Origin of the sequence: Pseudomonas sp. ATCC PTA-122608 (assembly GCF_001952855.1) — a bacterium.
Taxonomy (GTDB): Bacteria; Pseudomonadota; Gammaproteobacteria; order Pseudomonadales; family Pseudomonadaceae; genus Aquipseudomonas.
The window spans coordinates 104,781-131,326 of record NZ_LPNO01000007.1; the positions used below are offsets into that span (position 1 = coordinate 104,781).

Consider the following 26,546-nt stretch of genomic DNA (forward strand, 5'->3'; position numbering starts at 1 on the left):
GTTTCAGTTCCCCTGCTTATCGTCAACGATGCGGTATTCGGCGCTGCGGGCGTGGGCAGTCAGCGACTCGCCACGGGCCAGCACGGAAGCGGTCTTGCCCAGCTCCGACGCGCCCTGTGGCGAACAGAAGATGATCGACGAGCGCTTCTGGAAGTCATACACACCCAATGGCGAGGAGAACCGCGCGGTGCCTGAGGTCGGCAGCACGTGGTTGGGGCCGGCGCAGTAGTCACCCAAGGCTTCGCTGGTGTGGCGGCCCATAAAGATCGCACCGGCGTGACGAATCAGCGGCAGCCAGGCTTGTGGGTCGGCGACGGACAACTCCAGGTGCTCCGGTGCGATGCGGTTGGCCACTTCGATGGCTTGGTCCATGTCGCGCACCTGGATCAGGGCGCCACGGCCATTGATCGACTTCTCGATGATCTCGGCGCGCTCCATGGTCGGCAGCAGTTTGGCGATGCTGGCGGCGACCTTGTCCAGGAATTCGGCGTCCGGGCTGACCAGGATCGCCTGGGCGTCTTCGTCGTGCTCGGCCTGGGAGAACAGGTCCATGGCGATCCAGTCCGGGTCGGTCTGGCCGTCACACACCACGAGGATTTCCGAAGGACCGGCGATCATGTCGATGCCGACCTGGCCAAACACATGGCGCTTGGCAGTGGCCACGTAGATGTTGCCCGGGCCAACCACCTTGTCGACCTTCGGCACGCTTTCGGTGCCATAGGCCAGCGCCGCCACCGCTTGGGCACCGCCGATGGTGAAGACACGATCAACGCCCGCGATGCAGGCCGCTGCCAGCACCAGTTCGTTAATTTCGCCGCGCGGCGTAGGCACGACCATGACCACTTCGGTCACGCCGGCCACCTTGGCCGGAATCGCGTTCATCAGGACAGAGGACGGGTACGACGCTTTACCGCCCGGCACGTACAGGCCGGCGCGATCCAGCGGCGTGACCTTCTGGCCCAGCACGGTGCCATCGGCCTCGGTGTAGCTCCAGGAGTCCTGCTTCTGTTTCTCGTGGTAGCTGCGCACCCGCGCGGCCGCCACTTCCAGGGCTTCGCGCTGGGGCGCGGTGATGCGGGTCAGGGCCAGTTCCAGGCGTTCGCGGGGCAGGATCAGGTCGGCCATGGAGGCAACGTCCAGGCCATCGAACTGCCGGGTGAAATCCACCAACGCCGCATCACCGCGCTCGCGCACGGCCTTGATGATGTCGAGCACCCGCTGGTTGACCGAATCGTCGGACACGCTTTCCCAGCTCAGCAGATGATCCAGATGATGGGCAAAATCCGGGTCGGCAGCGTTGAGTCGGGCAATTGCAGTGGACGTGGTCATAGCGAGGGCCTCAATAGAATTGGCAAAAACTCAGGCGCCCTAAACTAGCAGTCGTTTCCGCTTGGGCACCTGAGAATTCTGGCTATGAGGCGGATAGACGGGCGCGGCTTAGGGCCGCGCGGGTGAGTCAACCGCGGTGTCGAGACTCCACTGCCTTGCGCAGGGTGTCGATCAACGCCTGGATACGGGCGTGCTGCATTTTCATCGAAGCTTTGTTGACGATCAGCCGGGAGCTGATGTCGGCGATAAAGTCCTGGGGTTCCAGGCCGTTGGCGCGCAGGGTGTTGCCGGTGTCGACCACGTCGATGATCTTGTCGGCCAGGCCGATCAGCGGTGCCAGCTCCATCGAGCCGTAAAGCTTGATGATGTCGACCTGGCGGCCTTGCTCGGCGTAGTAACGCTTGGCAACGTTGACGAACTTGGTCGCCACCCGCAGGCGGCCCTTAGGCTCGACATCACCAACACGGCCGGCGGTCATCAGCTTGCACAGGGCAATACGCAGGTCCAGCGGCTCGTACAGGCCCTGACCGCCGTATTCCATCAACACGTCTTTACCCGCGACGCCGAGGTCGGCCGCGCCATGCTCAACGTAGGTTGGCACGTCGGTGGCACGCACGATCAGCAGGCGAACGTCGTCCTGGGTCGTGGGGATGATCAGCTTGCGGCTCTTGTCCGGATTCTCGGTCGGCACGATGCCCGCTTCAGCCAGAAGCGGCAAAGTGTCGTCAAGGATGCGGCCCTTGGACAGTGCGATGGTCAACATGGGAAACGTCAGTCCTTCATCAGGCTATTGCTGTCCGGTCGCAATCGGCGCCAGACACAGATCGAGGCCATTACAGCCTCGATTTGAAACAAATCAGTTAACAGCATACATCGTCCTGTGGCGAGGGAGCTTGCTCCCGCTGGGGCGCGAAGCGGCCCTGATCTTTGTTTAAAAAGACTGGGACTGCTGCGCAGTCCAGCGGGTGCAAGCTCCCTCGCCACGATGACCGTGTTTGCAGTTCCTGGAACTAGCCCGGTACGCGGCGGATTTTCGCGCCGAGCATCTGCAGCTTCTCTTCGATGCACTCGTAACCACGGTCTATGTGGTAGATGCGGTCGATCAGGGTGTCGCCGTCAGCGCACAGCGCCGAAATCACCAGGCTGGCGGAGGCACGCAGGTCGGTAGCCATCACTGGCGCGCCCTTGAGCTTCTCGATGCCGGTCACGATGGCAGTGTTGCCTTCGACCTGGATCTTGGCGCCCATGCGGTGCAACTCGTACACGTGCATGAAGCGGTTTTCGAAGATGGTCTCGATCACAGCGCCGGTGCCTTCGGCAATCGCGTTCAGGGAAATGAACTGCGCTTGCATGTCGGTCGGGAACGCCGGGTACGGAGCGGTACGCACGTTGACGGCTTTTGGCCGCTTGCCGTGCATGTTCAGCTCGATCCAGTCTTCGCCGGTGGTGATCTCGGCGCCAGCTTCCTTGAGTTTTTCCAGGACGGCTTCAAGGATGGTCGGATCGGTGTCCTTGACCTTGACGCGGCCACCGGTAACGGCGGCAGCCACCAGGTAGGTACCGGTCTCGATGCGGTCCGGCATCACTTTGTAGGTGGCCGAATGCAGGCGTTTCACACCGTCGATGGTGATGGTGTCGGTACCGGCGCCGGTAATGTTGGCACCCATGGCGATCAGGAAGTTCGCCAGGTCGACCACTTCCGGCTCGCGCGCGGCGTTTTGCAGCACGCTGCGGCCGTTGGCCAGGGCAGCGGCCATCATGATGTTCTCGGTACCGGTCACACTGACGGTATCAAAGAAGAAGTTCGCGCCACGCAGGCCGCCTTCCGGCGCCTTGGCCTTGATGTAGCCGCCTTCGACGTCGATGGTTGCGCCCATGGCTTCGAGGCCACGGATGTGCAGGTCCACCGGACGCGAACCGATGGCGCAACCGCCAGGCAGTGCGACTTCGGCTTCGCCAAAACGGGCAACCATCGGACCCAGCACCAGGATCGAGGCACGCATGGTTTTCACCAGTTCGTACGGCGCGATCAGGGTCTTGATGGTGCGCGGGTCGATTTCGACGCTGAGTTTCTCGTCGATCACCGGCTCGATGCCCATGCGACCGAACAGCTCGATCATGGTGGTGATGTCGTGCAGGTGTGGCAGGTTGGCCACGGTAACCGGGCCATCGCACAGCAAAGTCGCTGCCAGGATCGGCAGGGCGGAGTTCTTCGCCCCGGAAATACGGATCTCGCCATCAAGACGAGCACCGCCGGTAATAATCAATTTATCCATAAGAATCTCGACGCCTTGGGGGCTCAGGTGCGCTCGGCCCAGGCCGCGCGGCTGAAAAATTTCATAGTGACCGCATGGATGCTGCCATCGGTGATCCACGGGTTCAAATGGGCATAGATCTGCTGCTGACGCTTGACCGGGCTCAATGCCGCCAGTTCATCGCTAATCACGTTCAGCTGGAAGTTGCAGCCTTCGCCCTCAACTTCAACATTAGTTTGGGGCAGCTTTCCTTCAAGGAAGCTTTTAACTTCTAGGGCCTGCATGATCAACCTCTATGGGCGCCCAGTGCGCGCGGGTCGCACATCATACAAAAAAGCCCCGCGCCTGCGAACCCCGCATAGCAGGACTCTGACGGGGGGCTTCTTTAATAATGTGTATTAAGGATGCGCCAACAGCTCGGTCAGACCGGAAACCTCAGCGATTTCACGCATGTCTTCGGGCAATGCACGGATGCTCACCGGCTTTTTGACGGCCTGTGCATCACGCATGAAACACAGCAGCAACGACAAGCCGACGCTGCTGGACTTGACCACCGCCGAGCAATCCAGCACCAGCGCGGAGGCAGTGCTGGCATTGATCAGCGCCTGGCCCTGCTTGCGCAGGGCTGGCCCGGTGCTGTAATCCAGCACGCCGCTGAGCAGCAGCTCACCGGACTCGCCAAGGCGAATGGCCGACTCGGTCATTGGGCAGGTTTCCCGGCAGCTTTGTCGGTTTCTTCCTTGGCCTTGGCCACTTCACCGGCCCAACCGTTGATGGTTTTGTCCAGGTCGTTGCCATTGCGCTGCATGGCGTCCGCGAACTGGTCACGGAACAGCTTGCCAATGTTGATACCGTTGATGACGACGTTACGCAGTTTCCACTCGCCATTGATCTTCGTCAGGGTGTAGGACACCGGATACACCGCGCCATTGCTGCCCTTCACGGTCATGCCGACTTCTGCACGGTCACCCGTTTCGGACTTCGGCGCATCAACCGTAATGCCCTGGTTGTTGTACTCGAGCAATGCGTTGCCATAAAACTGGAACAGGCCGCGCTTGAAGTTTTCCTGGAAGCGGGTCATCTGCTCAGGCGTCGCCTTGCGCGAGTACTTGACGGTCATGATGCTTTTGGAAATGCCTTCAGCATCCACCACTGGGCCAACAATCGTATTCAGCGCGTTATAAAACTGACTCGGGTCTTGCTTGTACTTTTCCTTGTTGGCACTCAGGTCGGCCAACATCTTGGTGGTCGTATCCTGCACCAGGTCATGCGCAGAACCGCCGGCAGCGGCGTTAGCCATCAACGGCAGTGCCGCGAGCAGTACCAACAGGCCACGTCGCAAAGTAGAGATCATGAACACATTCCTCATTTGGCGTCTTTATTGACGGTATTGAGCAGGAATTTACCGATCAAGTCCTCCAGCACCAACGACGACTGTGTGTCATGAATGGTCGAACCATCCTTGAGCAGAGCTGTTTCCCCGCCCACGCTGATGCCGATGTACTTCTCGCCCAGCAAACCAGCGGTGAGGATAGACGCGGTGGAGTCAGTCGGCAGGTTATCCACCTTCTTGTCCACTTGCATCGTCACTCGGCCGGTGAAGCTGTCGCGGTCCAGATCGATCGCCGTGACCTTGCCGATGGTTACACCCGCCATGGTCACTTTAGCTCTGACAGTCAAACCGGCGATATTGTCGAAGTAGGCGTAAAGTTTATAAGTATCGGCGGTGGGGCTGGCCGATAGGCCGCTGACTCGCAGGGCGAGCAACAGTAAAGCCAGGATGCCAGCCAGCAAGAAAAGGCCGACACCGATTTCCACAGTGCGGTTTTGCATCAGAAATCTCCAAACATCAAGGCGGTCAAAATGAAGTCAAGGCCCAGTACCGCCAGCGAGGCGTACACAACGGTCTTGGTGGTGGCGCGACTGATCCCTTCTGAGGTGGGCTCACAGTCATAGCCTTGGAATACGGCAATCCAGGTCACTACAAAGGCGAAAACGATGCTTTTAATGATGCCGTTTAGCACGTCGCCGCTGAAGGTCACGCTGTTTTGCATGTTGCCCCAGTAGGAACCGTCGTAGACGCCCAACCAGTCAACCGCCACCCATGAACCGCCCCAGATCCCGACCACGCTGAATACCATCGCCAGCAGTGGCAGGGAGATGAAGCCGGCCCACAGGCGCGGGGCAACAATGTACTTGAGTGGATCGACGCCGATCATTTCCAAGCTGGACAGCTGCTCGGTAGCCTTCATGTTGCCGATTTCGGCCGTCAGCGCAGAACCTGCGCGCCCGGCAAACAGCAGCGCGGTCACCACCGGGCCCAACTCACGTAACAGCGTCAGCGCAACCATCTGCCCTACCGCCTGCTCGGAACCGTAGCTGGAAAGGATATTGAAGCCTTGCAGCGCCAGCACCATGCCGATGAATACCCCGGAGACCACAATGATCACCAGGGACATCACACCCACGGAGTGCAGTTGCTTGATCAGCAAGCCAAAACCGCCGCCAATACCGCCGCGGCCGAGCAACGCATGAAACAGGAAAATCGTCGAACGGCCCAGCACACCGATGATATCGATGCCGGAGCGTCCGAAAAGGCGAACCTTTTCGAGTAAAGATGTCTTGCGCATCAGCGCTTCCCCAGAAGATCTGAGCGGTAGTCCGCTGCCGGAAAGTGAAAAGGCACCGGGCCATCGGGATCGCCGGTCATGAATTGGCGAATGCGCGGGTTATCAGCGTTCATCAGCTCTTCAGGCGTGCCCTGCCCCAACACCTGGCCATCGCCTACTACATAAAGGTAGTCGGCAATGCTCGCGGTCTCGGCCAGGTCGTGGGAGACCACGATACTGGTGATACCCAACGCATCGTTGAGCAGGCGGATCAGGCGCACCAGGACGCCCATGGCAATCGGGTCCTGGCCAACGAAAGGTTCGTCGTACATGAGAATTTGCGGGTCGAGGGCGATGGCACGCGCCAGGGCGACACGGCGCTTCATGCCACCAGACAATTCGTCGGGCATCAAATCGATGGCGCCGCGCAGCCCAACGGCCTGCAATTTCAGCAACACGATGTCACGAATCATTTCATCGGACAGCTGTGTATGCACCCGCAGCGGGAACGCTACGTTTTCGAAAACGTCGAGGTCGGTAAACAACGCACCACTCTGGAACAACACGCCCATGTGCTTGCGCGCATCGAACAGGTCGCTGCGCGAGAGCGTTGGCAGATTCTGGCCATTGACCCAGACTTCACCGGCAGACGGGCGCAATTGCATGCCCATCAGGCGCAGCAGCGTGGTCTTGCCACAGCCGGACGGCCCCATGATGCCCGTGACTTTGCCGCGGGGAATGCGAATATCCACATTATTGAAGATGCTGCGCGTACCGCGCTTGAAGGAAAGACCCTTCAGCTCGACCGCGTAGGCGTTATCGGCACTCATCTAAACTCCTTGGGATGCAGCCTTTCACTCAGACACCTTGTTTTCGACAAATGCTTGCGCCGAATAGACAAAAAAGCTGCGCGGACCGAACTGGCGGCGAACTATATCACTGCTGGTACAGCGCCCCCAAGGCCGGAACAGAGCTTGTTCAGAAACAGGACAGCTAAAAAAACCTTGCTGAGGTTCAATCTCAACCACGGGTGTAATGAATAAAGCCTGACGAACTTGCGTGAGGGAATTGATCATTACCGCTATAATCGCCGACTTTTCGTCAGGCTATACGATTTCAGACATGAGCCAATCCAGCGACCTTATCCAATCCGCACAACGCACCATCCGCCTCGAGCTCGAAGCCGTAGAAGGCTTGCTGGCCCATATCGACGCGGATTTCGTACGCGCATGCGAGATGATTCTGGCCAGCAAAGGCCGCGTTGTCGTGGTCGGCATGGGCAAATCCGGGCATGTTGGCAACAAGATCGCCGCCACCCTGGCGAGCACCGGGACTACCGCTTTTTTCGTACACCCCGCCGAAGCCAGCCATGGCGACATGGGCATGATCACCCGGGACGACATCATCCTGGCACTGTCCAACTCCGGTACCACCAACGAAATCGTGACCCTGCTGCCGCTGATCAAGCGCCTGGGCATCCAGCTGATCAGCGTGACCGGCAACCCGGACTCGACGCTGGCAAAAGCCGCCGAAGTGAATTTGAACGTGCACGTTGCCCACGAGGCCTGCCCACTGAACCTGGCACCGACCTCCTCCACCACCGCTGCCCTGGTGATGGGCGACGCGCTGGCCGTGGCCTTGCTGGAAGCCCGCGGGTTTACCGCTGAAGACTTCGCATTTTCCCATCCAGGTGGCGCCCTGGGCCGTCGACTGCTGCTGAAAGTGGAAAACGTGATGCACGCCGGCGACGAGCTGCCACAAGTCGCGCGCGGCACCCTGCTTAAAGATGCCTTGATGGAAATGACCCTCAAGCGCCTGGGCATGACCGTGATTCTGGAGTCCGACGGGCGCCTGGCCGGGGTTTTCACCGACGGTGACCTGCGCCGCACCCTGGACCGCAACCTCGACATCCAGACAGCAACCATCGACGAAGTCATGACGCCCCACGGCAAGACCGCACGCCCTGACATGCTCGCGGCCGAAGCGCTGAAGATCATGGAAGACCATAAAATTCTGGCGCTGGTGGTGGTCGATAGCGACGACCGCCCGGTAGGCGCCCTGAACATGCACGATTTGCTGCGTGCAGGAGTGATGTAAATGACCACCGACCTGTTGCAACGGGGCAAGCACATCAAGCTGGCGATTTTCGACGTCGACGGTGTGCTGACAGATGGCCGCCTGTACTTCCTGGAAGACGGCAGCGAATTCAAGACGTTCAACACCCTCGACGGCCAGGGCATCAAGATGCTGATGGCGGCGGGCGTGCAAACCGGCATCATCAGCGGTCGCAAGACGCCAGTTGTGGAACGCCGCGCACAAAACCTGGGGATTCCTCACCTGTATCAGGGCCGCGAGGATAAACTGGTGGCTCTGGACGAGCTTCTTGGCCAACTCAACCTAAGCTATGAGCAGGTTGCCTACCTTGGTGACGACTTACCCGACCTGCCGGTGATTCGCCGGGTCGGCCTGGGCATGGCTGTGGCCAACGCGGCGGCGTTCGTTCGCGAGCATGCCCATGGTGTGACGACAGCCCGCGGCGGCGAAGGCGCCGCCCGCGAGTTCTGCGAACTGATTCTGCGCGCCCAAGGCAGCCTCGAAGCGGCCCATGCCGCCTACCTATAGAGCGTTTTATGCTGAGTAAAAAGATTCGCAATTTTCTGATATTTGCCATCATCGCCGCCGTATTTCTCGCGGTCGGTTACTGGAATATCAGCCCGGAGCGCTTCCTCGACAAGCCGGTTGCACAGGTTGACGAGAGCGCTATCGACTATTACGCCATCAACGCCCACAGCATTCAGTACCTGCCGGATGGCAAGGTTCAGTATGAAATGACCTCCGACAAGGTCGAACACTTGAAGGCATCCGAGGTCACCTTATTGACCAAGCCGGACATGAACCTGTATCGCGGTGCCGAATTTCCGTGGCACGTCACCAGCGAACGTGGCGAAGTCAACCCGGACGGCACCCAAGTGGAATTGATTGACTCGGTTCGCGTAGCCCGTACCGACGCCAAGGATCGCGCCACCATTATTACCAGCAGTCGCATGACCGTATTCCCACAGAAGCAATATGCGCAGACCGAGCAAGACGTTAGAATTGACGGCGCTGGCGGTGTATCGACTGGCAAGGGAATGAAAGCGTATTTGAAAGAAAGCAGGATACACCTGCTATCGAACGTAAGAGGACAGTATGAGGCTCGTTAAAACCCTCCCTATTTTGCTCGGCCTGGGCGCAGCACTGGGAAGCGTGAGCGCCTGGGCTCTGCCGAACGATAGCCAGCAACCGATCCACATTCAGGCTGACGATGCGCAGCTGGATGACAAGCAAGGTATCGCGACCTACACCGGCAGCGTGATCATCACCCAAGGCTCGATGAAAGTGACGGGTAATACCGTGACACTGACTCGCACCCCGGCAGGCGATATCGACGTGGTCACTTCGGTCGGCAACCTGGCGTACTTCGAACAACTGCAGAAAGTCGGCGACCCTACTCCGGTCAAAGGCTACGGCAAGACGATCCAGTACCACGCCCAGCAAAACCGTATCGTGCTGATCGACCAGGCCCGCGTCATCAATGACGGCAACACCACCGACGGCGAAAAAATCGTCTACGACACGGTGAAGCAGATTGCCCAGGCCGGTCGTGCCACCGGTTCGAAAATCAGCACGCCGAAGCCGCGTATCGACATGGTTATCCAGCCGAAGCAGAAACCGGGCGCAGCCCAGCCGGCGCCGAAACCTGACGCGAAGAAGGCGAATTAATGGCAACCCTGAAAGCCCAGCATCTGGCCAAGGCCTATAAAAGCCGTCAGGTCGTGCGCGATGTCAGCCTGTCGATCGACAGCGGGCAGATCGTCGGCTTGCTCGGCCCCAACGGTGCCGGCAAGACCACCTGCTTCTACATGATCGTCGGCCTGGTACAGGCCGATCAAGGCCGCGTCCTGATCGACGACCTGGACGTAAGCCACCAGCCTATGCACGGTCGTGCACAGGCGGGTATCGGCTATCTTCCCCAGGAAGCATCGATCTTCCGCAAGCTGTCGGTTTCCGACAACATCATGGCCATCCTCGAGACCCGCAAGGAACTCGACCGCGCCGGGCGCAAGAAAGAGCTGGAAAGCCTGCTGCAGGAATTCCACATCAACCACATTCGCGACAACCTCGGCATGAGCCTTTCCGGCGGCGAGCGTCGTCGTGTGGAAATCGCCCGCGCCCTGGCCACTGCGCCGAAGTTCATCCTGCTGGACGAACCTTTCGCCGGTGTCGACCCGATCTCGGTCGGTGACATCAAGCAGATCATCCATCACCTCAAGGCCAAGGGCATCGGTGTATTGATCACCGACCACAACGTCCGCGAGACCCTCGATATCTGCGAAACCGCGTATATCGTGAACGATGGACAGCTGATTGCCGAAGGTGACTCCGCCACTATCCTGGCCAACGAACTGGTCAAGGAAGTGTATCTGGGTCACGAGTTCCGCCTGTAAACACGGTGGTATCAGGCCATTCGCCATGGAGTGCGGTAGTCAATAAAAACCTCATTATTTTTATTGTTACCGCGCTCTAGGCAAAGCCCCCGATATCAGGCATATAATTTGCTTATGTTTGGCGCTCACGCGCCCTGTCGTGGATGGCGCATTGCGCCGGCGAATAAGGTGTTAAGCCCCTGCCATGAAACCATCGCTAGTCCTGAGAATGGGCCAGCAGCTGACGATGACACCTCAGCTGCAACAGGCCATCCGCCTGCTCCAATTGTCGACCCTGGACCTGCAACAGGAAATCCAGGAGGCCCTGGAGTCCAATCCGATGCTCGAACGCCAGGAAGAAGGCGACGACTTCGATAATGCAGACCCGCTGGCCGACAACATCGAGCAAAAACCCAATCCCGACGTACAGGAACCCTCCTACCAGGAAACCGCCCCCACGGTGGATAACCTTGAGGAAGGCGAATGGAACGAACGCATTCCCAACGAGCTTCCCGTGGACACCGCCTGGGAAGACGTCTACCAGACCAGCGCCAGCAGCCTGCCGAGCAACGATGATGACGAGTGGGATTTCACCACCCGCACGTCCGCCGGCGAGAGCCTGCAGAGCCATTTGCTCTGGCAACTGAACCTGGCCCCGATGTCCGACACCGATCGCCTGATCGCCGTGACCCTGATCGATTGCATCAACAATCAGGGCTACCTGGACGAGACCCTTGAGGAGATCCTCGAGGCCTTCGACCCGGAACTGGACATCGAACTGGACGAAATCGAAGCCGTCCTGCACCGCATCCAGCAATTCGAGCCAGCCGGCATCGGCGCACGCACCCTCAGCGAGTGCCTGTTGCTGCAACTGCGCCAATTGCCGGCCAAGACCCCTTGGCTCGCCGAAGCGCAGCGCCTGGTTACCGACTACATCGACCTGCTGGGCAGCCGCGACTATAGCCAGCTGATGCGCCGTATGAAGCTCAAGGAAGATGACCTGCGCCAGATCATCGAGCTGGTGCAGAGCCTCAATCCGCGCCCGGGCTCGCAGATCGAGTCCAGCGAAGCCGAATACGTCGTGCCCGACGTCATCGTGCGCAAGGACAACGAACGCTGGTTGGTGGAGCTGAACCAGGAATCGGTGCCGCGCCTGCGGGTCAACCCGCAATACGCAGGTTTTGTACGCCGCGCCGACACCAGCGCCGACAACACCTTCATGCGCAACCAATTGCAGGAAGCCCGCTGGTTCATCAAGAGCCTGCAAAGCCGCAACGAAACCCTGATGAAAGTCGCCACCCAGATCGTCGAGCACCAGCGCGGCTTCCTGGAATACGGCGATGAGGCGATGAAGCCGCTGGTACTGCACGACATCGCCGAGGCGGTGGGCATGCACGAATCAACGATTTCCCGGGTGACCACGCAAAAATTCATGCATACCCCACGGGGTATTTATGAACTGAAATACTTTTTCTCCAGCCACGTCAGCACCTCCGAAGGCGGCGAATGCTCGTCCACGGCGATCCGCGCGATCATCAAAAAACTGGTTGCCGCGGAAAATCAGAAAAAGCCGTTGAGTGACAGCAAGATCGCTGGTTTACTGGAGGCACAAGGCATTCAGGTCGCCCGTCGAACCGTCGCCAAGTACCGCGAGTCCCTTGGGATCGCGCCTTCCAGCGAGCGTAAACGTTTGATGTGACGGGCGGGCCATAGCGTTCCAGTGGCGGGTATTCCTACCCGTCGCTTTATGCACTGGCAACGAAGGAGAAGCTGTATGCAAGTCAACATCAGTGGACACCATGTAGAAGTCACCCCTCCATTGCGCGAATACGTCGAGCTGAAGCTGAGGAAGCTTGAGGGCCATTTCGACAAGATCACCAACGTGCAGGTCATCATGAAGGTCGACAAGCTTCAGCAGAAAATCGAAGCGACACTTCAGATACCTGGTGGCGAAGTGGTCGCCAATGCCGAACATGAAGACATGTATGCATCAATCGACTTGCTCACAGACAAGCTTGACCGCCAACTTAAAAAGCATAAGGAAAAGCAGCAGAGCCTTCTTCAAGGCACTGGCCGCTAACACTCCCCACCCATGATCCGACTTGAAACCATCCTGACCCCCGGCCGTTCCCTCGTGAACGTGCCGGGCGGCAGTAAAAAGCGCGCCCTCGAACAAATTGCCAACCTGATCGGCCGCGAAGTGCCCGAAATGGATACGCAAGCTGTGTACGAGGCCCTGATTGCCCGTGAAAAGCTCGGCTCGACCGGCTTTGGCAACGGCATCGCCATTCCTCACTGCCGCCTGCAAGGCTGTGAGTCTCCAGTCAGCGCCCTGCTGCACCTGGACGCCCCTATCGATTTCGACGCCATCGACGGCGCCCCGGTTGACCTGCTGTTTGTACTGCTGGTCCCGCAAGCCGCCACCGATGCGCACCTGGAACTGCTTCGGCAGATCGCCAGCATGCTCGACCGCAAAGAAGTACGCGACAAACTGCGCAGTGCCCCCAGCAATGAGGCGCTCTATCAGGTTGTCCTGGATGAACAAAACGGGCAGTAATCATGCGTTTGATCATCGTCAGCGGCCGTTCCGGCTCAGGTAAAAGCACGGCTCTCAATGTCCTTGAGGACAACGGCTTCTATTGCATCGACAACCTGCCCGCTGGCCTGCTGCCGGAACTGGCGGAACGCGCACTGATTCACACTGAGCTGGCGCAACCGCTGGTCGCCGTATCGATCGACGCCCGCAACCTGCCCAGCCACCTCACCCGCTTCCCGGAGCTGCTCGAAGAAGTGCGGGCCAAGCACATTCATTGTGATGTGCTGTACCTGGACGCCGATGAAGAGACGCTGCTCAAGCGCTTCTCCGAAACCCGTCGACGCCACCCGCTGAGCAGCCCGCATCGTTCGCTGGCCGAAGCCATTGAGGACGAGACCAAGCTGCTGGGGCCGATCATTGACCTGGCCGACCTCAAGATCAACACCACCAGCCTGAACCTGTATCAACTGCGGGATGCGATCAAGCTGCGCCTGCTGAATCAGCCGGAGCCGGGCACCGCTTTCCTGGTGGAGTCGTTTGGCTTCAAGCGCGGCATGCCGGTGGATGCCGACCTGGTGTTTGATGTGCGCTGCCTGCCCAACCCGTACTGGAAGCCGGAACTGCGCGATCAGTCCGGGCTGGACCAACCGGTGGCCGATTACCTGGCGGCGCAACCGGATGTGGAGGAAATGTTCCAGGACATCTCCAGCTACCTGCTCAAGTGGCTGCCGCGTTTTGCGGCGAGCAATCGGGCTTATGTCACCATCGCCATTGGCTGCACCGGCGGCCACCACCGTTCCGTCTACCTGACCGAACGCCTGGGCCAGGTGCTGCAACAAACCCTCAAGAACGTCCAGGTTCGCCACCGCGACCTCAGCTGAAAGGAACACCTCCGCGATGCCCGCTCTGGAAATTGAAATCATCAACAAGCTGGGCCTGCACGCCCGGGCCTCGGCCAAGTTCGTCGGCGTCGCCGGGCAATTCCCTTGCCAGATTCGCGCGGGACGCACCCCCGAATCCATGGTCGACGGCAAAAGCATCATGGCCATGATGATGCTGGCTGCGGGCAAGGGCACGAAGATTCATCTGAAGACCGAAGGCGAGCAAGAGCAGGAAGCGATGGATGCGCTGGTGAAGTTGATCAATAACTACTTCGATGAAGGCGAGTAAACCCGCCTTCATGTGACCGAGTGAAGCCGGATGCGGCTTCACCCCAATGCTGTATCCATCACCATCATCAAGCAGAACCCGATACACAGCCCCAAGCTGGCGAGTTTGTCATGGCCATTGCGCCGCGACTCGGGAATGACTTCGTGAGTCACCACCAGCAGCATCGCCCCCGCCGCCAGTGCCAGCCCCAACGGCAACAGCACCTCCGCCAGGCTTACCAGCCAGGCACACAGCACCGCAAACACCGGCTCTACCAAGCCTGACGCCGCGCCGATCAGGAACGCCTTGACCCGCGACATCCCTGCCCCAGCCAACACCAACGCAATCACCAGACCTTCCGGCACATCCTGCAAGGCAATGCCCATGGCCAAGCTGTCAGCGTCAGGCATACCACCGCCCGCCGAGACCCCCACCGCCATGCCTTCGGGAATGTTGTGGGCAATGATGGCGAACACAAAGAGCCAGATGCGCGGTGGTATCACCGGATGCTCCGGACTGCCCACCAGCATTTCCGGGCTGGCGCCAGAGACCTTGCGATCCACCAGATACAACCCGAATGCGCCCAGCATGATGCCGAAACTGATCAAGCCGCTGGCGGCCCAAGGCGTCAGGCCGAGGCTTTCTGCCGCCGCGATACCCGGTACGATCAGCGAAAACGCGGTCGCCGCCAGCATCACCCCGGCACCGAAACCGAGCAGCGTGTCATTCACCGCCAATGGCATCCGGCGAATCACCAGTACCGGCACGGCGCCCAAGGCGGTGCCAAGCGCGCAAATCGCACCACCTTGCAAGGCCCGCAGGATGCGGGGTTCCAGGTCCAGCCAGGCCAGCCCTTGGGCCACCAGCAATGCAGTTCCTGCCAATAGCAGCAGCGAGCCAAACGCATAGCGAAACATTCGCACGCTGCTGATCGCCAGTGTTTCAGTGCCCATAGTCGGCCTTAGATCTTGTTATAGAGGAGTTTCAGCCCAGCGCAGCCTGGTAGCGTCCGGCAACTTCCGGCCAGTTGATGACGCTGTAGAACGCGTTGATGTATTCCGGACGACGGTTCTGGTACAGCAGGTAATAAGCGTGCTCCCAAACATCCAGGCCGAGGATCGGCGTATTGCCGTTCATCAGCGGGCTGTCCTGGTTGCCGCTGCTTTCCACCACCAGGGTCTTTTGCGGGGTAACGCTCAACCACGCCCAGCCACTGCCGAAACGGGTCAAGGCGGCTTTGGTGAACGCCTCTTTGAAGGCGTCGAAACCACCCAACTGCTCGTCGATGGCTTTGCCCAGCGCACCGTCCGGTTTGCCGCCGCCCTTGGGCGACATAACGGCCCAGAACAACGAATGGTTGGCGTGACCGCCACCCTGGTTGATCACCGCCGCCCGGAGTTTTTCCGGCAATTGCTGCACACTGGACACCAGTTTCTCTACAGGCCAACCGGCAAACTCGGTGCCTTCGACAGCCGCGTTGAGGTTGTTGATGTAGGTCTGGTGGTGCTTGGTGTAGTGAATCTCCATGGTTTGCGCGTCGATATGCGGTTCAAGGGCATCGTAGGCGTAAGGCAGGGCCGGCAAGGTGTAGGACATATCAATGAGCTCCATAAAAAGGGCTGTTGCGGGTCGACGCATCCGATGGCGCCACGTTGCTGCCCAGCAGGCGGTGGGTACGTGGGTACTCACCGTGATCGCTGATGAAATTCAGCAGTTCGACGTAGGTCTTGCTGCTCTGGCGCAATGCCGCTTCCCGCAATAGCGGGTTCAGGCGGGTGTCCTGCATGGTCTGCAACAGGCGCTGGTGAATGGCGCAGAGGTATTCCGCGCTTTCTTCCGGCTGGTTCAGGCGCAGGTGCAGGTCGGCCAGGTTGTGATGGGAAATGACGCAAGCCGCCACCGCTTCGTCGGCGTCCGCCCAGCGCTCAAACAACACTTGAGCCAGGGCCAGGGCTTGCAGATAGGCCTCGCGGGCATCTACCAGCTCACCCGCCATAAAGCAGCGATTGGCCCGTTCGATCGTGCGTTTCCAGTGCTCCATGGTGAGCCTCCAAAGCAGGGTCGGTGATTACACGCCGCCGGCCGTGAGCTTTTCCGGATCCAGCAGGATTTCCAGTTGGCTGCGGGGCAAGTCGGTGTGTTCGAGCGCCACGTCAATCACCGGGCGGCCTTGTTGGTAGGCCTTCTTGGCAATTTCGGCGGCCTTTTGGTAACCGATGATCGGGTTAAGTGCGGTCACCAGGATCGGGTTGCGCGACAGCGCTTCCTTGAGCTTGGCTTCGTTGACCTTGAAGCTGGCAATGGCCTTGTCGGCCAGCAGGCGGCTGGAGTTGGCCAGCAATTCCAGGCTGCTGAGCAGGTTCTGGGCAATGATCGGCAGCATCACGTTGAGTTCGAAGTTGCCGGACTGGCCAGCGATGGTGATCACCGTGTCATTGCCGATGACTTGTGCGGCAACCATGGCGGTGGCTTCCGGGATCACCGGATTGACCTTGCCCGGCATGATCGAGGAGCCCGGTTGCAGCCCTTCCAGCTCGATTTCACCGAGACCGGCTAATGGGCCGGAGTTCATCCAACGCAGGTCGTTGGCGATTTTCATCAAGGATACGGCGGTGGTCTTGAGCTGCCCCGAGACTGCGACGGCGGTGTCCTGGGAGCCGATCAGGGCAAACAGGTTCTTGCCCGGGGTGAACTGGACGTGGGTCAGATTGCTCAGTTGCTGGCTGAAGCGCGCCGCAAACTCCGGATGCGCATTGATCCCGGTGCCGACGGCAGTGCCGCCCTGGGCCAGCGCCTGCAAACTTGGCAGCAGGTCTTGCAGGTGGCCGATATTGGCCTTGAGCTGCTGCGCCCAGCCATTGAGTACCTGGCTCATGCGCACCGGCATGGCGTCCATCAGGTGAGTGCGCCCGGTCTTGACGAAGCGGTGCACCTCTTCAGCCTTGTGTTCGATCACCTGTACCAGGTGCAGCAGTGCCGGGAGGGTTTGCTCATGCAACACCAGCGCCGCGCTGACGTGAATGGTGGTCGGGATGATGTCGTTGCTGCTCTGGCCGCAGTTGACGTGATCGTTGGGGTTGACCGGCTCCCCCAGCAAGCGGCTGGCGAGGGTCGCAATCACTTCGTTGGCGTTCATGTTGGAACTGGTGCCAGAGCCGGTCTGGAAAATATCCACCGGGAAGTGCTGCATGAAGTCACCTTCCAGCAAACCCTGGGCAGCATCGACGATGGCCTTGCCCTGGGCTTCGCTCAGTTGTTTCAGCTCGACGTTAGCCTTGGCCGCCGCAGCCTTGGCCAGGATCAGCGCACGAATAAATTGCGCCGGCATACGCTGGTGACTGATGGGAAAGTTGTTCACCGCACGCTGGGTTTGCGCGCCATACAGGGCCTCGGCGGGCACTTGCAGTTCGCCCATGCTGTCGCGTTCGATACGGGTGTTACTCATCGGAAGATCCTTGCACCAGGTCAGAAACAGAAATGGACGGCAGCAATTCGCAGGTCGCCAATTGCCAGGCAAAGGTCTGCCAGCGCTTGAGGCGGCAGGCACAGTGGGACAGTTTTTCCAGGTCACGCAACGGGCGCCAGGCCTGGTCCAGGCACATGGACCGCCAGTGCCAGGGCAAGGCGATGTCGGAGGCGGTGTCGAGCAGCAAGCGGAATGAGGTTTCGCCGATAGTCCACGGGTGGGTCGCGGTGCAACAGGCGAGGTACCGGCCTTCGGCCAGGTAATGTTCGATCAGGCGGGGCTCGTCGGGATCAAGGCCGCAGCGAATCTGACGACTCATCCAACGCCAGCTTTCCAGGTAGGGATCCTCATGCAGGACGGAACTCATGATCCACACTCACTCGGTAATGATATTTATTATTAAATGATATTGAGAATCAAAACAAGAGCCTGAGCAAATCCCTCGGAATTCCAGGCACAAAAAAAGGCGCGCCATCCAATGGATGGCGCGCCTTTTTTACAGCGTCTTTCGGCGGGTTAGCTGCCGGCGACGGTCATCTTCTCGATCAACACCGAGCCGGTGCGGATGTTGCTACGCAGTTCCAGGTCATTACCCACTGCGACAATCTGCTTGAACATGTCGCGCATATTGCCGGCGATGGTCACTTCCTGCACGGCGAACTGAATCTCGCCGTTTTCTACCCAGAAACCCGCCGCGCCACGAGAGTAGTCGCCCGTAACCATGTTCAAGCCATGGCCCATCAACTCGGTGACCAGCAAGCCACGCCCCATGCGCCGCAGCAGCGCCGCCTGGTCTTCATCGCCATGGGTGATGAACAGGTTGTGCACGCCGCCGGAGTTGGCGGTGCTTGGCAGGCCGAGCTTGCGACCGGCGTAAGTACCCAGCACGTAGGACACCAACTCACCGTTCTCGACGAACGGCTTGGCATAGGTCGCCAGGCCATCACCGTCAAACGACGAGCTGCCCATGGCGCGCATCAGGTGCGGGCGCTCATCGATGGTCAGCCATTCCGGGAACAGCTTCTGGCCAATCGCACCCTCGAGGAACGACGACTTGCGGTACAGGTTGCCGCCGGAAATCGCCCCCAGGAAACTGCCGAACAAACCGCCGGCCAGTTCCGCCGAGAACAACACCGGCACTTCACAGGTCGGTACCGGGCGTGCGCCGAGGCGGCTGGCAGCACGTTGCGCGGCACGCTGGCCGATACTCACCGGGTCCGCCAGCAAATCGCCCTGGCGGTTCACGTCGTACCAGTAATCACGCTGCATCTGGCCATTGGCTTCGGCAATCATCACGCAGCTCAGGCTGTGACGCGTCGAGGCATAACCGCCGATGAAGCCGTGGCTGTTGCCATACACGCGGCAACCCTGATGGGTGCTCAAGGTGGTGCCATCGGCATTTTTGATCCGGCTGTCGGCATCAAATGCCGCCGCTTCACAGGTCAGTGCCTGCTCAATCGCCTGCTCCGGGGTGATGTCCCAGGCATGAAACAGGTCAAAATCCTTCAAGTCCCGAGCCATCAGCGCTGCATCTGCCAGGCCCGAGCTTTCATCTTCAGACGTGTGCTTGGCAATCGCCAGTGCTGCAGCGACGGTTTCGCGAATCGCTTCCGGGCCACTGGCGGAGGTGCTGGCCGAGCCTTTGCGCTGGCCCACGTACAAGGTGATGCCAAACCCCTGGTCGCGGTTGAACTCAACAGTTTCCACTTCCCGCTGGCGTACCGATGTCGACAACCCCTGCTCCAGGGACACCGCCACTTCACAGGCACTGGCCCCCTGGCGCTTGGCCTCGGCAATGATCTGCTCGACTTGTTCCTGCAGTGCCGGTAACGCTTGCGGACCGACGCTTTGGGTTGCACTCATGGTTTTCTCCACTCAAATTCTGCTTTCGGTTAAGGCCTTCTAGCGACCGGGCCGGACAAGCGGCCCCCGACTGGTTATCATGGCGGCGTTTCTTTGCGGACTGCCACCATGGTTGATTCTTACGACGACTCCCTCGATGGGGAGAAAAGCAAATCTCAGGTCAAACGCGAGCTGCATGCTCTGGTTGACCTTGGCGAGCGCCTTACAACACTCAAGCCTGACTTGTGTGCAAAACTGCCATTGACCGACGCCCTGCGCCGGGCTCTGAACGATGCGCCCAAGCACACCGCGAATATCGCGCGTAAACGGCACCTCATGTTTATCGGCAAACTGATGCGCGACCAGGACACTGACGCCATTCTGACTTTGCTCGATCAACTCGATGCCTCCACTCGCCAGTACAACGAGCGTTTCCATAACCTGGAACGCTGGCGTGATCGCTTAATCGCCGGCGATGACGCGGTACTGGAGAAGTTCGTCATCGAGTACCCGGATGCCGATCGCCAACAATTGCGCTCCCTGATCCGTCAGGCCCAGCACGAACTGGCGCAAAGCAAGCCACCGGCCTCCAGCCGAAAAATCTTCAAATACATCCGTGAGCTGGACGATAGTCAACGCGGCCTGCGCTGACCCTCTTCCCCGGGTGGCGACCTTCGCCACCCGAAGCTCCCGTTCTTACGACCCCGTGCCACCCACGGTGATCGCATCAATTTTCAAGGTTGGCTGGCCGACACCCACCGGCACCGACTGGCCATCTTTCCCGCACGTCCCCACACCGCTGTCCAGCGACAGGTCGTTACCGACCATCGACACCTTGCTCATGGCTTCAGGGCCGTTGCCAATCAACGTTGCCCCTTTGACCGGCGCAGTAATCTTGCCGTCTTCGATCAAGTACGCCTCGCTGGTGGAAAACACGAACTTGCCGCTGGTGATGTCCACCTGCCCACCACCGAGGTTGGCGCAGTAGATACCGCGTTTCACCGAGGCGATGATTTCGGCCGGGTCGCTTTCGCCACCGAGCATGTACGTATTGGTCATGCGCGGCATCGGCAAGTGCGCGTAGGACTCGCGACGACCGTTACCGGTGCGGGCCACGCCCATCAGGCGGGCGTTGAGCTTGTCTTGCATGTAGCCCTTGAGCACACCGTTTTCGATCAGTGTGGTGCACTCGGTCGGGGTGCCTTCGTCATCGACGCTCAGCGAACCACGACGCCCGGCCAGGGTGCCGTCATCGACGATGGTGCAGAGCTTGGACGCAACCATCTCGCCCATGCGCCCGCTGTAGGCGGAACTGCCCTTGCGGTTGAAGTCACCTTCCAGGCCGTGGCCCACGGCTTCATGCAGCAGCACGCCGGACCAGCCGGACCCCAGCACCACCGGCAACGTACCGGCCGGCGCGGGGATCGCTTCCAGGTTAACCAGCGCCTGGCGCAGCGCTTCACGGGCATAACCTATGGCGCGGTCTTCGGTGAGGAAATAACGGTAGTCGGTACGCCCGCCGCCGCCATGGCCACCGCGCTCGCGGCGGCCGTTCTGTTCAACGATCACGCTGACATTGAAACGCACCAGCGGCCGCACATCCGCCGCCAGGCCGCCATCGGTGGAGGCCACGAGAATGCGTTCCCACACGCCGGCCATGCTTACGGTGACTTGCTGGATACGCGGGTCCAGGGCGCGGGTCGCGGCGTCTACACGCTTGAGCAGCTCGACCTTTTCGGCGCGGCTGATCACTTCCAGAGGGTTATCCGGCGCATACAACTGGGCCACGTCCTGGGTGCTGAACGCCTGCACCGTACCGTTTTGGCCGGCGCGGGAGATCGAACGCGCCGCGCGAGCCGCCAGGCCCAGGGCTTCAAGGGTGATGGCGTTGCTGTAGGCAAAACCGGTTTTTTCACCGGACTGCGCACGCACGCCCACACCTTGGTCGAGGTTGAAACTGCCTTCCTTGACGATCCCGTCTTCCAGGGCCCAGGACTCGGAAATCTGCCCCTGAAAATACAGGTCGGCAGCGTCGATGCCTGGCCCGGCCAGATCACCGAGGACCGTTTGCAAGCTTTCGATGGTCACGCCACCGGGCGCCAGGAGGTGTTCACTGACTGAGGACAACAACTCGCTCATAGGTTTGGCCTTAAATTCATCGTTCTGAAGCAGGTCGCTGCGCGCCCTGCGAGAAAAAGCGCCGGTGGCCCGCCACCGGCATGCGCGTCCGTATCGACGCCTGTTCACTGCTATCGCGCTCGGCCAACAACACCGCTTCGCCTTGATCCTGTTGTGCCAGCACGCGCCCCCAAGGGTCGATGATCGCTGCATGCCCGAAGGTTTCCCGGGGCCCCGGATGCACGCCACCCTGGGCGGCCGCCAGCAGGTAGCACTGGGTCTCAATGGCCCGGGCACGGATCAGCACTTCCCAGTGCGCAGCCCCCGTTACCGCCGTAAAGGCCGAGGGCGCGGTGATCAGTTCGGCACCCGCCGCGCGCAATTCGCTGTACAGCTCCGGGAAGCGCAAGTCGTAACACACTGTCAGCCCCAGACGGCCGACTGGCGTATCCGCCACCACCACCTGGCTACCATGAGCATAGTCATCGGATTCACGATAACGACCCCGGGCATCGGCCACGTCGACATCAAACAGGTGCAGCTTGTCGTAACGGGCAACGATTTCGCCCTGATCATCGATCAGCAACGAGCAGGCATTGGACTTGGCGTTGGGTTGATCCTTTGGAGGCAGCGGCAAAGTGCCGGCCACTATCCATAAGGTGAGGTCGCGGGCGGTCTGTTTCAACCATGGCAGGATAGGACCTTCGCCCAAGGCCTCGGCGCGACCGATATCGGCCACATCGCGACGGCCCATGGCGGCGAAGTTTTCCGGGAGTACCGCAAGCCTTGCACCACCCGCCGCCGCTTGCTCCAGCAGGCGCCGGGCCTGGGCCAAGTTGGCCAGCACATCGCTTTGGCTGACCATTTGGATTACCGCAAAGGACATGGGCCTACACTCCAGAAAAGGCATGAGGCCATGCTACTCCACAGGTACTCAGTTTGGCTTTTCAAATGGCTTGTCGAAGGTGATTTTCGGGTCCTTCCACGGGCCTTCTACCTTGTACTGCACGCTGGCGAAACGCGAAACACGGTCGCCAATCAGCTTGTCGATCAGGAACAGCGCACCGCCAATGGCCGGCGCGCCGACGATCAGCGCGGCAATCGGCAGGTTGTTGGTGACCGGCAGCGTCACCAGCAGCTTGGCATCGACACGATCAGCCACCAGGTCCAGGGTGCCGTTGATCTCGAGGTTGCTCGACGGGCCGGTCATGGTGATCGGCTCACGGGTCACAAACACGCCATTACTGGCCGCCAGCAAGCCCTTGACCCGGTCATAACTCAAGCCTTTGCCGAGCAAGTCCGAGAAGTCCAGGCGCAGCCGGCGACCGATCGAGTTGAAGTTCAGCAAACCAAACACTCGCAGCGCCTGGGCACCACCATCCACTTCGACGAATTGGCCTTTGCGAAAGCTTGCATCCAGGCTGCCGGAGAAGCGTTTTGGACCGACCCAGGCCGGCGAGCCTGGCCAGCGGCCGTCCACGTCCACATGAAACTCTTCACTGGTCACGCTCGGTGCAAACCCCCAGCCCTTGAGCACGTCCCCAATGTTCTTGCCGTCCAGGCGGCCCTTGTACCAACTGTTGCTGGCCCCGGGAGCGCCCTCCCAACCGCCGGCGCCCTGGAGCAACATGCCCTTGAGGCCCAGATTGAGGCTGTTGAATGCCATGCCTTTGGCCGTCGGCCGCACTTTCAACGACCAGGCACCCACCAGGTCCGGCCCCTGGAACAACTGGTTGATCGCGATATCCAGTGCCGGAATATCCTTGGGATCAACATCAGCCAACGGGTCCGGCGCATTTTCGTCCGCCTGCACCGTCGGATCCACCGCAGGCAATTTTACGTACTGCAAGTTGATCGCAATCGGCGCGCCCTTGGCGTCCGGTAACCCCACGGTGCCCTTGGCCTGCTGGCTGTCGAACTGCAAGCCCCAGGCGGCGGGTTTGCGATCCAGCTGTAGGTTGACCTGATCAAACTGGGTGCCGAAGCCGGTCAGCTTGCCGACCTTGAAGTCGGCCCCGTTCAACAGCTGCTTGGCACTGCCACCCGGATCGTTGCCGGCGTAGCGGTCCACGAGTTTTTTCCAGGGATCAATATCCAGCTCCGACAACACACCGCGGATACGCAGGCCCTTGCCCGCCGGTAACACCGCAGCGCCGTCCCCCAGGAATAGCTCGCCACGGCCATCGGCAAAACTGTCAGCCGGAGCGGCGAAGGTGAAGCTGCCCAGCTCGCCATAATCGAACCAGTAACGGCGCTCCTTACCCTGCAAGGTCATGCGGAACACACTGTCACGGCCCTGGCTCGCCGGCATGCCGAACGGTGCCGGCAGGTCCACGGCCACGCCCTTGAGGTTGGAGCTGACCATCAACTGGCTGTCGGCGCCGTCGAGGTTGAGCTGCAACTGGTAGGGGATATCACCGGACACCGGCAACGGCTGGCTGACCTTCAGCCAGTCAGTCAGGCGCTTGACGGTCACCTGCCCTTTGGCAGTGACACGGGTGTTGAGATCGCCTTGCTTGCCATCGGCAAAAATCTGCGCCGTGATGGGACGATCAAAGGCCTGGGCGCTGATGTTCTGGCCACTCAGCCCCTTGACGCTGTCGAAGCGGAAGTCACCCTTGAGCTGGGTCAGGTCCAATGTCGGCTCAGCCAGTTGCAGGCGAGCCTTGTCGGTCTTGAAGTCCACCACAATCTTGGGATCGGTGCCCTTGGCCAGGGGAACATCCAGGTCCAGCTTGCCTTGCAGATCGCCCTCGCCTTTCCAGCCGGCAAAGGTCGAAGCGGTACCAATCGGTGCTTCCTGAAGGATTTTCAGGCCATCGCCCAGGCCGCCGGCAAAGTTGCCAGTGAGCAGCAGGTGACTGTCCTTGCCTTCCGGCGCATGGGGAATGTTGACGTAGATGTCGTTGACCTTGGTATCGAGTAACTGCCCCTTGCTGGCCAGGATGCGCACGCCGCTCTCCTCGACAAACACTTCACCCTTGACCTTGCTGACGTGCGGCCAGCCCGGCTGGAACGCCAGCTCGGCATCATGCACCTTGAAGAACAGGCTGATATTGCGTGAGGCGGGCAGCGCATCGTGATTCAGCGAGCCTTGGTACTGGAAGAAGCCCTCGTCCACCGCGCCCTTGAGGATCGCGGTGCGCAGCCACTCATCGAGTGCCGGGCTCAATACGGCCGGGAGGTATTTGGGGGTAAAGCGGCCATCGCCATCGACCATACCAACCCGCAGGTCCATGTAGTCTTCCTGGCTATGGTCGAAATGCAGGCGAATCAGGAAGTCGGCTGCAACTTTGCCCTCCTCCCCCAGCACCTTGATGTATGGCGCGATGAGGGTGAAGCCTTCTTTATCCAGCTTCCACGTCAGGCGGGCATTGGCCTGGATGTATTGCCAGGGCTTGGCGAAAATCGGAAACAGGTGCAAGGAGAAATCCTTGCTGTCCATACGCAACTCACCCTTGCCCAGGTCACCGCTGATGCTGCCGCTGACATTGCGCGCGGCCGGTGCGCCGAAGTACGCATCAAAGCCGATACGGTCGAGGTTGGCTGCAAAGCTCACGCGCTGGTCGGTGGTGTCTTGGGGACGGTAATCCAGCAGCACGTTACGCAGCGTACCGGTGGCCTTCAGATGATCCAGCGTGGTGGCCACAGCTTCCGGCAAGGGTGCCAAGGCGTGCAGCAATGGCGTGATCGGCGTCAGGTCGAGGCGATCGGCCTGCAGGTTCCAGACTTCCTGGGCCTTGTCGGTCGCCAGGGTTTGCTGCAGCTGCAGGCGCGATTCCCAGCGGGTTTCGCCGAGGCTCATCGCCAGCGAGTCAAACAGCACCTTGAGGCCGCTGTCACTGCGTTGCAGGTACGCGGTAAGCGCCAGGTTCTCGATGTGCGTCGGCTTGCGATCGGCATAGCTGCCCGTGAGTTGCGGGGCGTTGAGGCGCACGGCAGCACTTTGAACGGTGCCCTTGGCCCAGGTCAGCCAGAATTCGCCGCCGGCTTTGAGCTCGGTGAGCTTCCATTGTTGGGTCAGTTTCGCCGGGATCCATTTTGCCCAGTCACTCTGGGGCAAGCTCAGGTAGGCCTGGGCTTCGCCGTCCTTCCACTGGCTGGCGCGGATTCGGGTCTGCAGGTTCAGCGCCAGGGGCTGGCCGTCGGGCAGGGTCAAGCGCGCATCCAGACGCTGGCGGTTGGCGCCGGTCTGCAGGCTCACGCCGACATAGGTCAAGGTCAGTGGCGCCTGGTCGAATGGCTGCAGCGTCACCTGGCTGTCGAGCAATGAAACCTGCCCGACCATTTGCATGCGCGTCAGCAGTTGTTCGGGATCAAGCGGCTGGTCGTCCTGCACCGGCAGACCTTGCAGCGCCCAATGGCCGTCCTTGTCTTCCTTCACGCTGACTTGCAGGCCGCTGACTTCCAGGTGGGCAATGCGCACTTCGCGCGCGAGCAGGCTGGCCCAGATGTCCGGCACCACTTGTACCTGGTCCAGGCGCAGGGCGCTGGCGCCCTCGCCGACCATCACGTCGTGAGCCATCAATACCGGGGCAAAGCCGCTCCAGCGCCCTTCCAGGCTGCCGATGCTCAGGGGCATATCCAGCGCTGTGCGAGCCTTGGCTTCGATTTCGCCACGGTACTCCGCCACCAGCGGCGTCAATTCACGGCCAAGGCTCACGTACACCGCTGCCAATACCAGCAGCAAGGCGCACAGGCCGAGGCCCCAGCGGGTCAATGCGGCAAAAAAGCGTATCAGACGCTCCATGTCAGGCGACCCTCAAAGGCAATAGT

General features: G+C 60.3%; 30 protein-coding genes. 11 read left to right on the plus strand and 19 right to left on the minus strand.

The genetic code is table 11. The features are described 5' to 3' along the window. Positions 1 to 3: 3 nt before the first annotated feature. From hisD to AU074_RS33110, 10 genes are all read right to left on the minus strand, one after another. Complete coding sequence (hisD, locus tag AU074_RS08960) at positions 4 to 1,329, minus strand: histidinol dehydrogenase (protein ID WP_076014422.1); 1,326 nt, start codon at positions 1,327 to 1,329, stop codon at positions 4 to 6. Positions 1,330 to 1,456: 127 nt separating this feature from the next. Continuing rightward, entirely contained in the window at positions 1,457 to 2,092 is a 636-nt protein-coding gene (gene hisG / locus AU074_RS08965) for an ATP phosphoribosyltransferase (RefSeq protein WP_003188599.1), read from the minus strand. A gap of 247 nt (positions 2,093 to 2,339) precedes the next feature. Then, entirely contained in the window at positions 2,340 to 3,605 is a 1,266-nt protein-coding gene (murA, locus tag AU074_RS08970; protein WP_003216140.1) for a UDP-N-acetylglucosamine 1-carboxyvinyltransferase, read from the minus strand. Positions 3,606 to 3,628: 23 nt separating this feature from the next. After that, positions 3,629 to 3,868, minus strand: a complete 240-nt coding sequence (locus AU074_RS08975; protein ID WP_010170570.1) for a BolA family protein — start codon at positions 3,866 to 3,868, stop codon at positions 3,629 to 3,631. Between the two features lie 114 nt (positions 3,869 to 3,982). After that, positions 3,983 to 4,288, minus strand: coding sequence for a lipid asymmetry maintenance protein MlaB (locus AU074_RS08980; RefSeq protein WP_010170571.1), 306 nt, complete (start codon positions 4,286 to 4,288; stop codon positions 3,983 to 3,985). Continuing rightward, positions 4,285 to 4,938 (minus strand): phospholipid-binding protein MlaC, encoded by a 654-nt coding sequence (locus tag AU074_RS08985; protein WP_076014423.1) that lies wholly within the window; start codon positions 4,936 to 4,938, stop codon positions 4,285 to 4,287. Before AU074_RS08985 ends, AU074_RS08980 begins: the two co-directional genes overlap by 4 nt. An 11-nt stretch (positions 4,939 to 4,949) precedes the next feature. Next, a complete protein-coding gene (gene mlaD / locus AU074_RS08990) occupies positions 4,950 to 5,417 on the minus strand; it encodes an outer membrane lipid asymmetry maintenance protein MlaD (RefSeq protein WP_010170575.1) in 468 nt (155 codons plus the stop codon). Then, complete coding sequence (mlaE, locus tag AU074_RS08995; RefSeq protein ID WP_003216131.1) at positions 5,417 to 6,214, minus strand: lipid asymmetry maintenance ABC transporter permease subunit MlaE; 798 nt, start codon at positions 6,212 to 6,214, stop codon at positions 5,417 to 5,419. Before mlaE ends, mlaD begins: the two co-directional genes overlap by 1 nt. Further along, the gene (locus AU074_RS09000; protein WP_003216128.1) at positions 6,214 to 7,023 is read right to left on the minus strand and encodes an ATP-binding cassette domain-containing protein; all 810 of its coding nucleotides are present in this window, start codon (positions 7,021 to 7,023) and stop codon (positions 6,214 to 6,216) included. The genes mlaE and AU074_RS09000 overlap by 1 nt, the downstream gene beginning before the upstream one ends. A gap of 24 nt (positions 7,024 to 7,047) precedes the next feature. Next, the gene (locus AU074_RS33110) at positions 7,048 to 7,269 is read right to left on the minus strand and encodes a hypothetical protein (RefSeq protein WP_143503553.1); all 222 of its coding nucleotides are present in this window, start codon (positions 7,267 to 7,269) and stop codon (positions 7,048 to 7,050) included. 46 nt (positions 7,270 to 7,315) lie between these two features. Here AU074_RS33110 and AU074_RS09005 point away from each other — a divergent pair, with 46 nt between their 5' ends. The 10 genes from AU074_RS09005 (at position 7,316) to AU074_RS09050 (ending at position 14,365) form a co-directional block, all read left to right on the plus strand. Next, positions 7,316 to 8,290, plus strand: a complete 975-nt coding sequence (locus tag AU074_RS09005; RefSeq protein WP_076014424.1) for a KpsF/GutQ family sugar-phosphate isomerase — start codon at positions 7,316 to 7,318, stop codon at positions 8,288 to 8,290. Then, positions 8,291 to 8,815, plus strand: a complete 525-nt coding sequence (locus AU074_RS09010) for an HAD family hydrolase (RefSeq protein WP_076014425.1) — start codon at positions 8,291 to 8,293, stop codon at positions 8,813 to 8,815. An 8-nt stretch (positions 8,816 to 8,823) separates the two neighbouring features. Further along, the gene (lptC, locus tag AU074_RS09015) at positions 8,824 to 9,396 is read left to right on the plus strand and encodes an LPS export ABC transporter periplasmic protein LptC (protein WP_076014426.1); all 573 of its coding nucleotides are present in this window, start codon (positions 8,824 to 8,826) and stop codon (positions 9,394 to 9,396) included. Continuing rightward, a complete protein-coding gene (lptA, locus tag AU074_RS09020) occupies positions 9,383 to 9,955 on the plus strand; it encodes a lipopolysaccharide transport periplasmic protein LptA (RefSeq protein ID WP_023659193.1) in 573 nt (190 codons plus the stop codon). The genes lptC and lptA overlap by 14 nt, the downstream gene beginning before the upstream one ends. Then, entirely contained in the window at positions 9,955 to 10,680 is a 726-nt protein-coding gene (lptB, locus tag AU074_RS09025) for an LPS export ABC transporter ATP-binding protein (protein ID WP_003216119.1), read from the plus strand. Before lptA ends, lptB begins: the two co-directional genes overlap by 1 nt. A gap of 184 nt (positions 10,681 to 10,864) precedes the next feature. After that, positions 10,865 to 12,358, plus strand: coding sequence for an RNA polymerase factor sigma-54 (locus tag AU074_RS09030; protein WP_026078000.1), 1,494 nt, complete (start codon positions 10,865 to 10,867; stop codon positions 12,356 to 12,358). Positions 12,359 to 12,433: 75 nt separating this feature from the next. Further along, complete coding sequence (gene hpf, locus AU074_RS09035) at positions 12,434 to 12,739, plus strand: ribosome hibernation-promoting factor, HPF/YfiA family (protein ID WP_017477729.1); 306 nt, start codon at positions 12,434 to 12,436, stop codon at positions 12,737 to 12,739. A 12-nt stretch (positions 12,740 to 12,751) separates the two neighbouring features. Then, the gene (ptsN, locus tag AU074_RS09040; protein ID WP_017477730.1) at positions 12,752 to 13,216 is read left to right on the plus strand and encodes a PTS IIA-like nitrogen regulatory protein PtsN; all 465 of its coding nucleotides are present in this window, start codon (positions 12,752 to 12,754) and stop codon (positions 13,214 to 13,216) included. A 2-nt stretch (positions 13,217 to 13,218) separates the two neighbouring features. After that, entirely contained in the window at positions 13,219 to 14,076 is an 858-nt protein-coding gene (gene rapZ / locus AU074_RS09045) for an RNase adapter RapZ (protein WP_027604814.1), read from the plus strand. Positions 14,077 to 14,092: 16 nt separating this feature from the next. Continuing rightward, positions 14,093 to 14,365 carry an HPr family phosphocarrier protein gene (locus AU074_RS09050; RefSeq protein WP_017138240.1) on the plus strand — a complete coding sequence of 91 codons (273 nt, stop codon included), beginning with the start codon at positions 14,093 to 14,095 and terminating at the stop codon, positions 14,363 to 14,365. 38 nt (positions 14,366 to 14,403) lie between these two features. Here AU074_RS09050 and AU074_RS09055 read toward each other — a convergent pair whose 3' ends face one another. The 6 genes from AU074_RS09055 to pmbA form a co-directional block, all read right to left on the minus strand. Next, positions 14,404 to 15,297 carry a ZIP family metal transporter gene (locus AU074_RS09055; protein ID WP_076014427.1) on the minus strand — a complete coding sequence of 298 codons (894 nt, stop codon included), beginning with the start codon at positions 15,295 to 15,297 and terminating at the stop codon, positions 14,404 to 14,406. Positions 15,298 to 15,328: 31 nt separating this feature from the next. Next, the gene (locus tag AU074_RS09060) at positions 15,329 to 15,940 is read right to left on the minus strand and encodes a superoxide dismutase (protein ID WP_076014428.1); all 612 of its coding nucleotides are present in this window, start codon (positions 15,938 to 15,940) and stop codon (positions 15,329 to 15,331) included. A 1-nt stretch (position 15,941) separates the two neighbouring features. Beyond that, positions 15,942 to 16,385, minus strand: a complete 444-nt coding sequence (locus AU074_RS09065) for a hypothetical protein (RefSeq protein ID WP_003216099.1) — start codon at positions 16,383 to 16,385, stop codon at positions 15,942 to 15,944. A 27-nt stretch (positions 16,386 to 16,412) separates the two neighbouring features. Beyond that, the gene (locus tag AU074_RS09070) at positions 16,413 to 17,789 is read right to left on the minus strand and encodes an aspartate ammonia-lyase (RefSeq protein WP_076014429.1); all 1,377 of its coding nucleotides are present in this window, start codon (positions 17,787 to 17,789) and stop codon (positions 16,413 to 16,415) included. Further along, on the minus strand, positions 17,782 to 18,177 hold the full coding sequence (locus tag AU074_RS09075; RefSeq protein ID WP_076014430.1) for a FagA protein: 396 nt from the start codon (positions 18,175 to 18,177) through the stop codon (positions 17,782 to 17,784). Before AU074_RS09075 ends, AU074_RS09070 begins: the two co-directional genes overlap by 8 nt. Positions 18,178 to 18,326: 149 nt before the next feature. Further along, positions 18,327 to 19,673: a metalloprotease PmbA gene (gene pmbA, locus AU074_RS09080; protein WP_076014431.1), complete on the minus strand. Its 1,347-nt coding sequence runs from the start codon at positions 19,671 to 19,673 to the stop codon at positions 18,327 to 18,329. A gap of 108 nt (positions 19,674 to 19,781) precedes the next feature. On the opposite strand from pmbA, the gene yjgA reads away from it, so the two are divergent. Next, a complete protein-coding gene (gene yjgA, locus AU074_RS09085) occupies positions 19,782 to 20,303 on the plus strand; it encodes a ribosome biogenesis factor YjgA (protein ID WP_003216092.1) in 522 nt (173 codons plus the stop codon). 45 nt (positions 20,304 to 20,348) lie between these two features. Here the strand turns inward: yjgA and tldD are convergent, their stop codons facing one another. The 3 genes from tldD to AU074_RS09100 are packed head-to-tail and all read right to left on the minus strand — an operon-like array spanning position 20,349 to position 26,520. Next, positions 20,349 to 21,791, minus strand: coding sequence for a metalloprotease TldD (gene tldD, locus AU074_RS09090; protein ID WP_076014432.1), 1,443 nt, complete (start codon positions 21,789 to 21,791; stop codon positions 20,349 to 20,351). A gap of 16 nt (positions 21,792 to 21,807) precedes the next feature. Then, on the minus strand, positions 21,808 to 22,656 hold the full coding sequence (locus AU074_RS09095; RefSeq protein WP_076014433.1) for a carbon-nitrogen hydrolase family protein: 849 nt from the start codon (positions 22,654 to 22,656) through the stop codon (positions 21,808 to 21,810). Between the two features lie 48 nt (positions 22,657 to 22,704). Further along, positions 22,705 to 26,520 carry a YhdP family protein gene (locus AU074_RS09100; protein WP_076014434.1) on the minus strand — a complete coding sequence of 1,272 codons (3,816 nt, stop codon included), beginning with the start codon at positions 26,518 to 26,520 and terminating at the stop codon, positions 22,705 to 22,707. Positions 26,521 to 26,546: the final 26 nt, after the last annotated feature.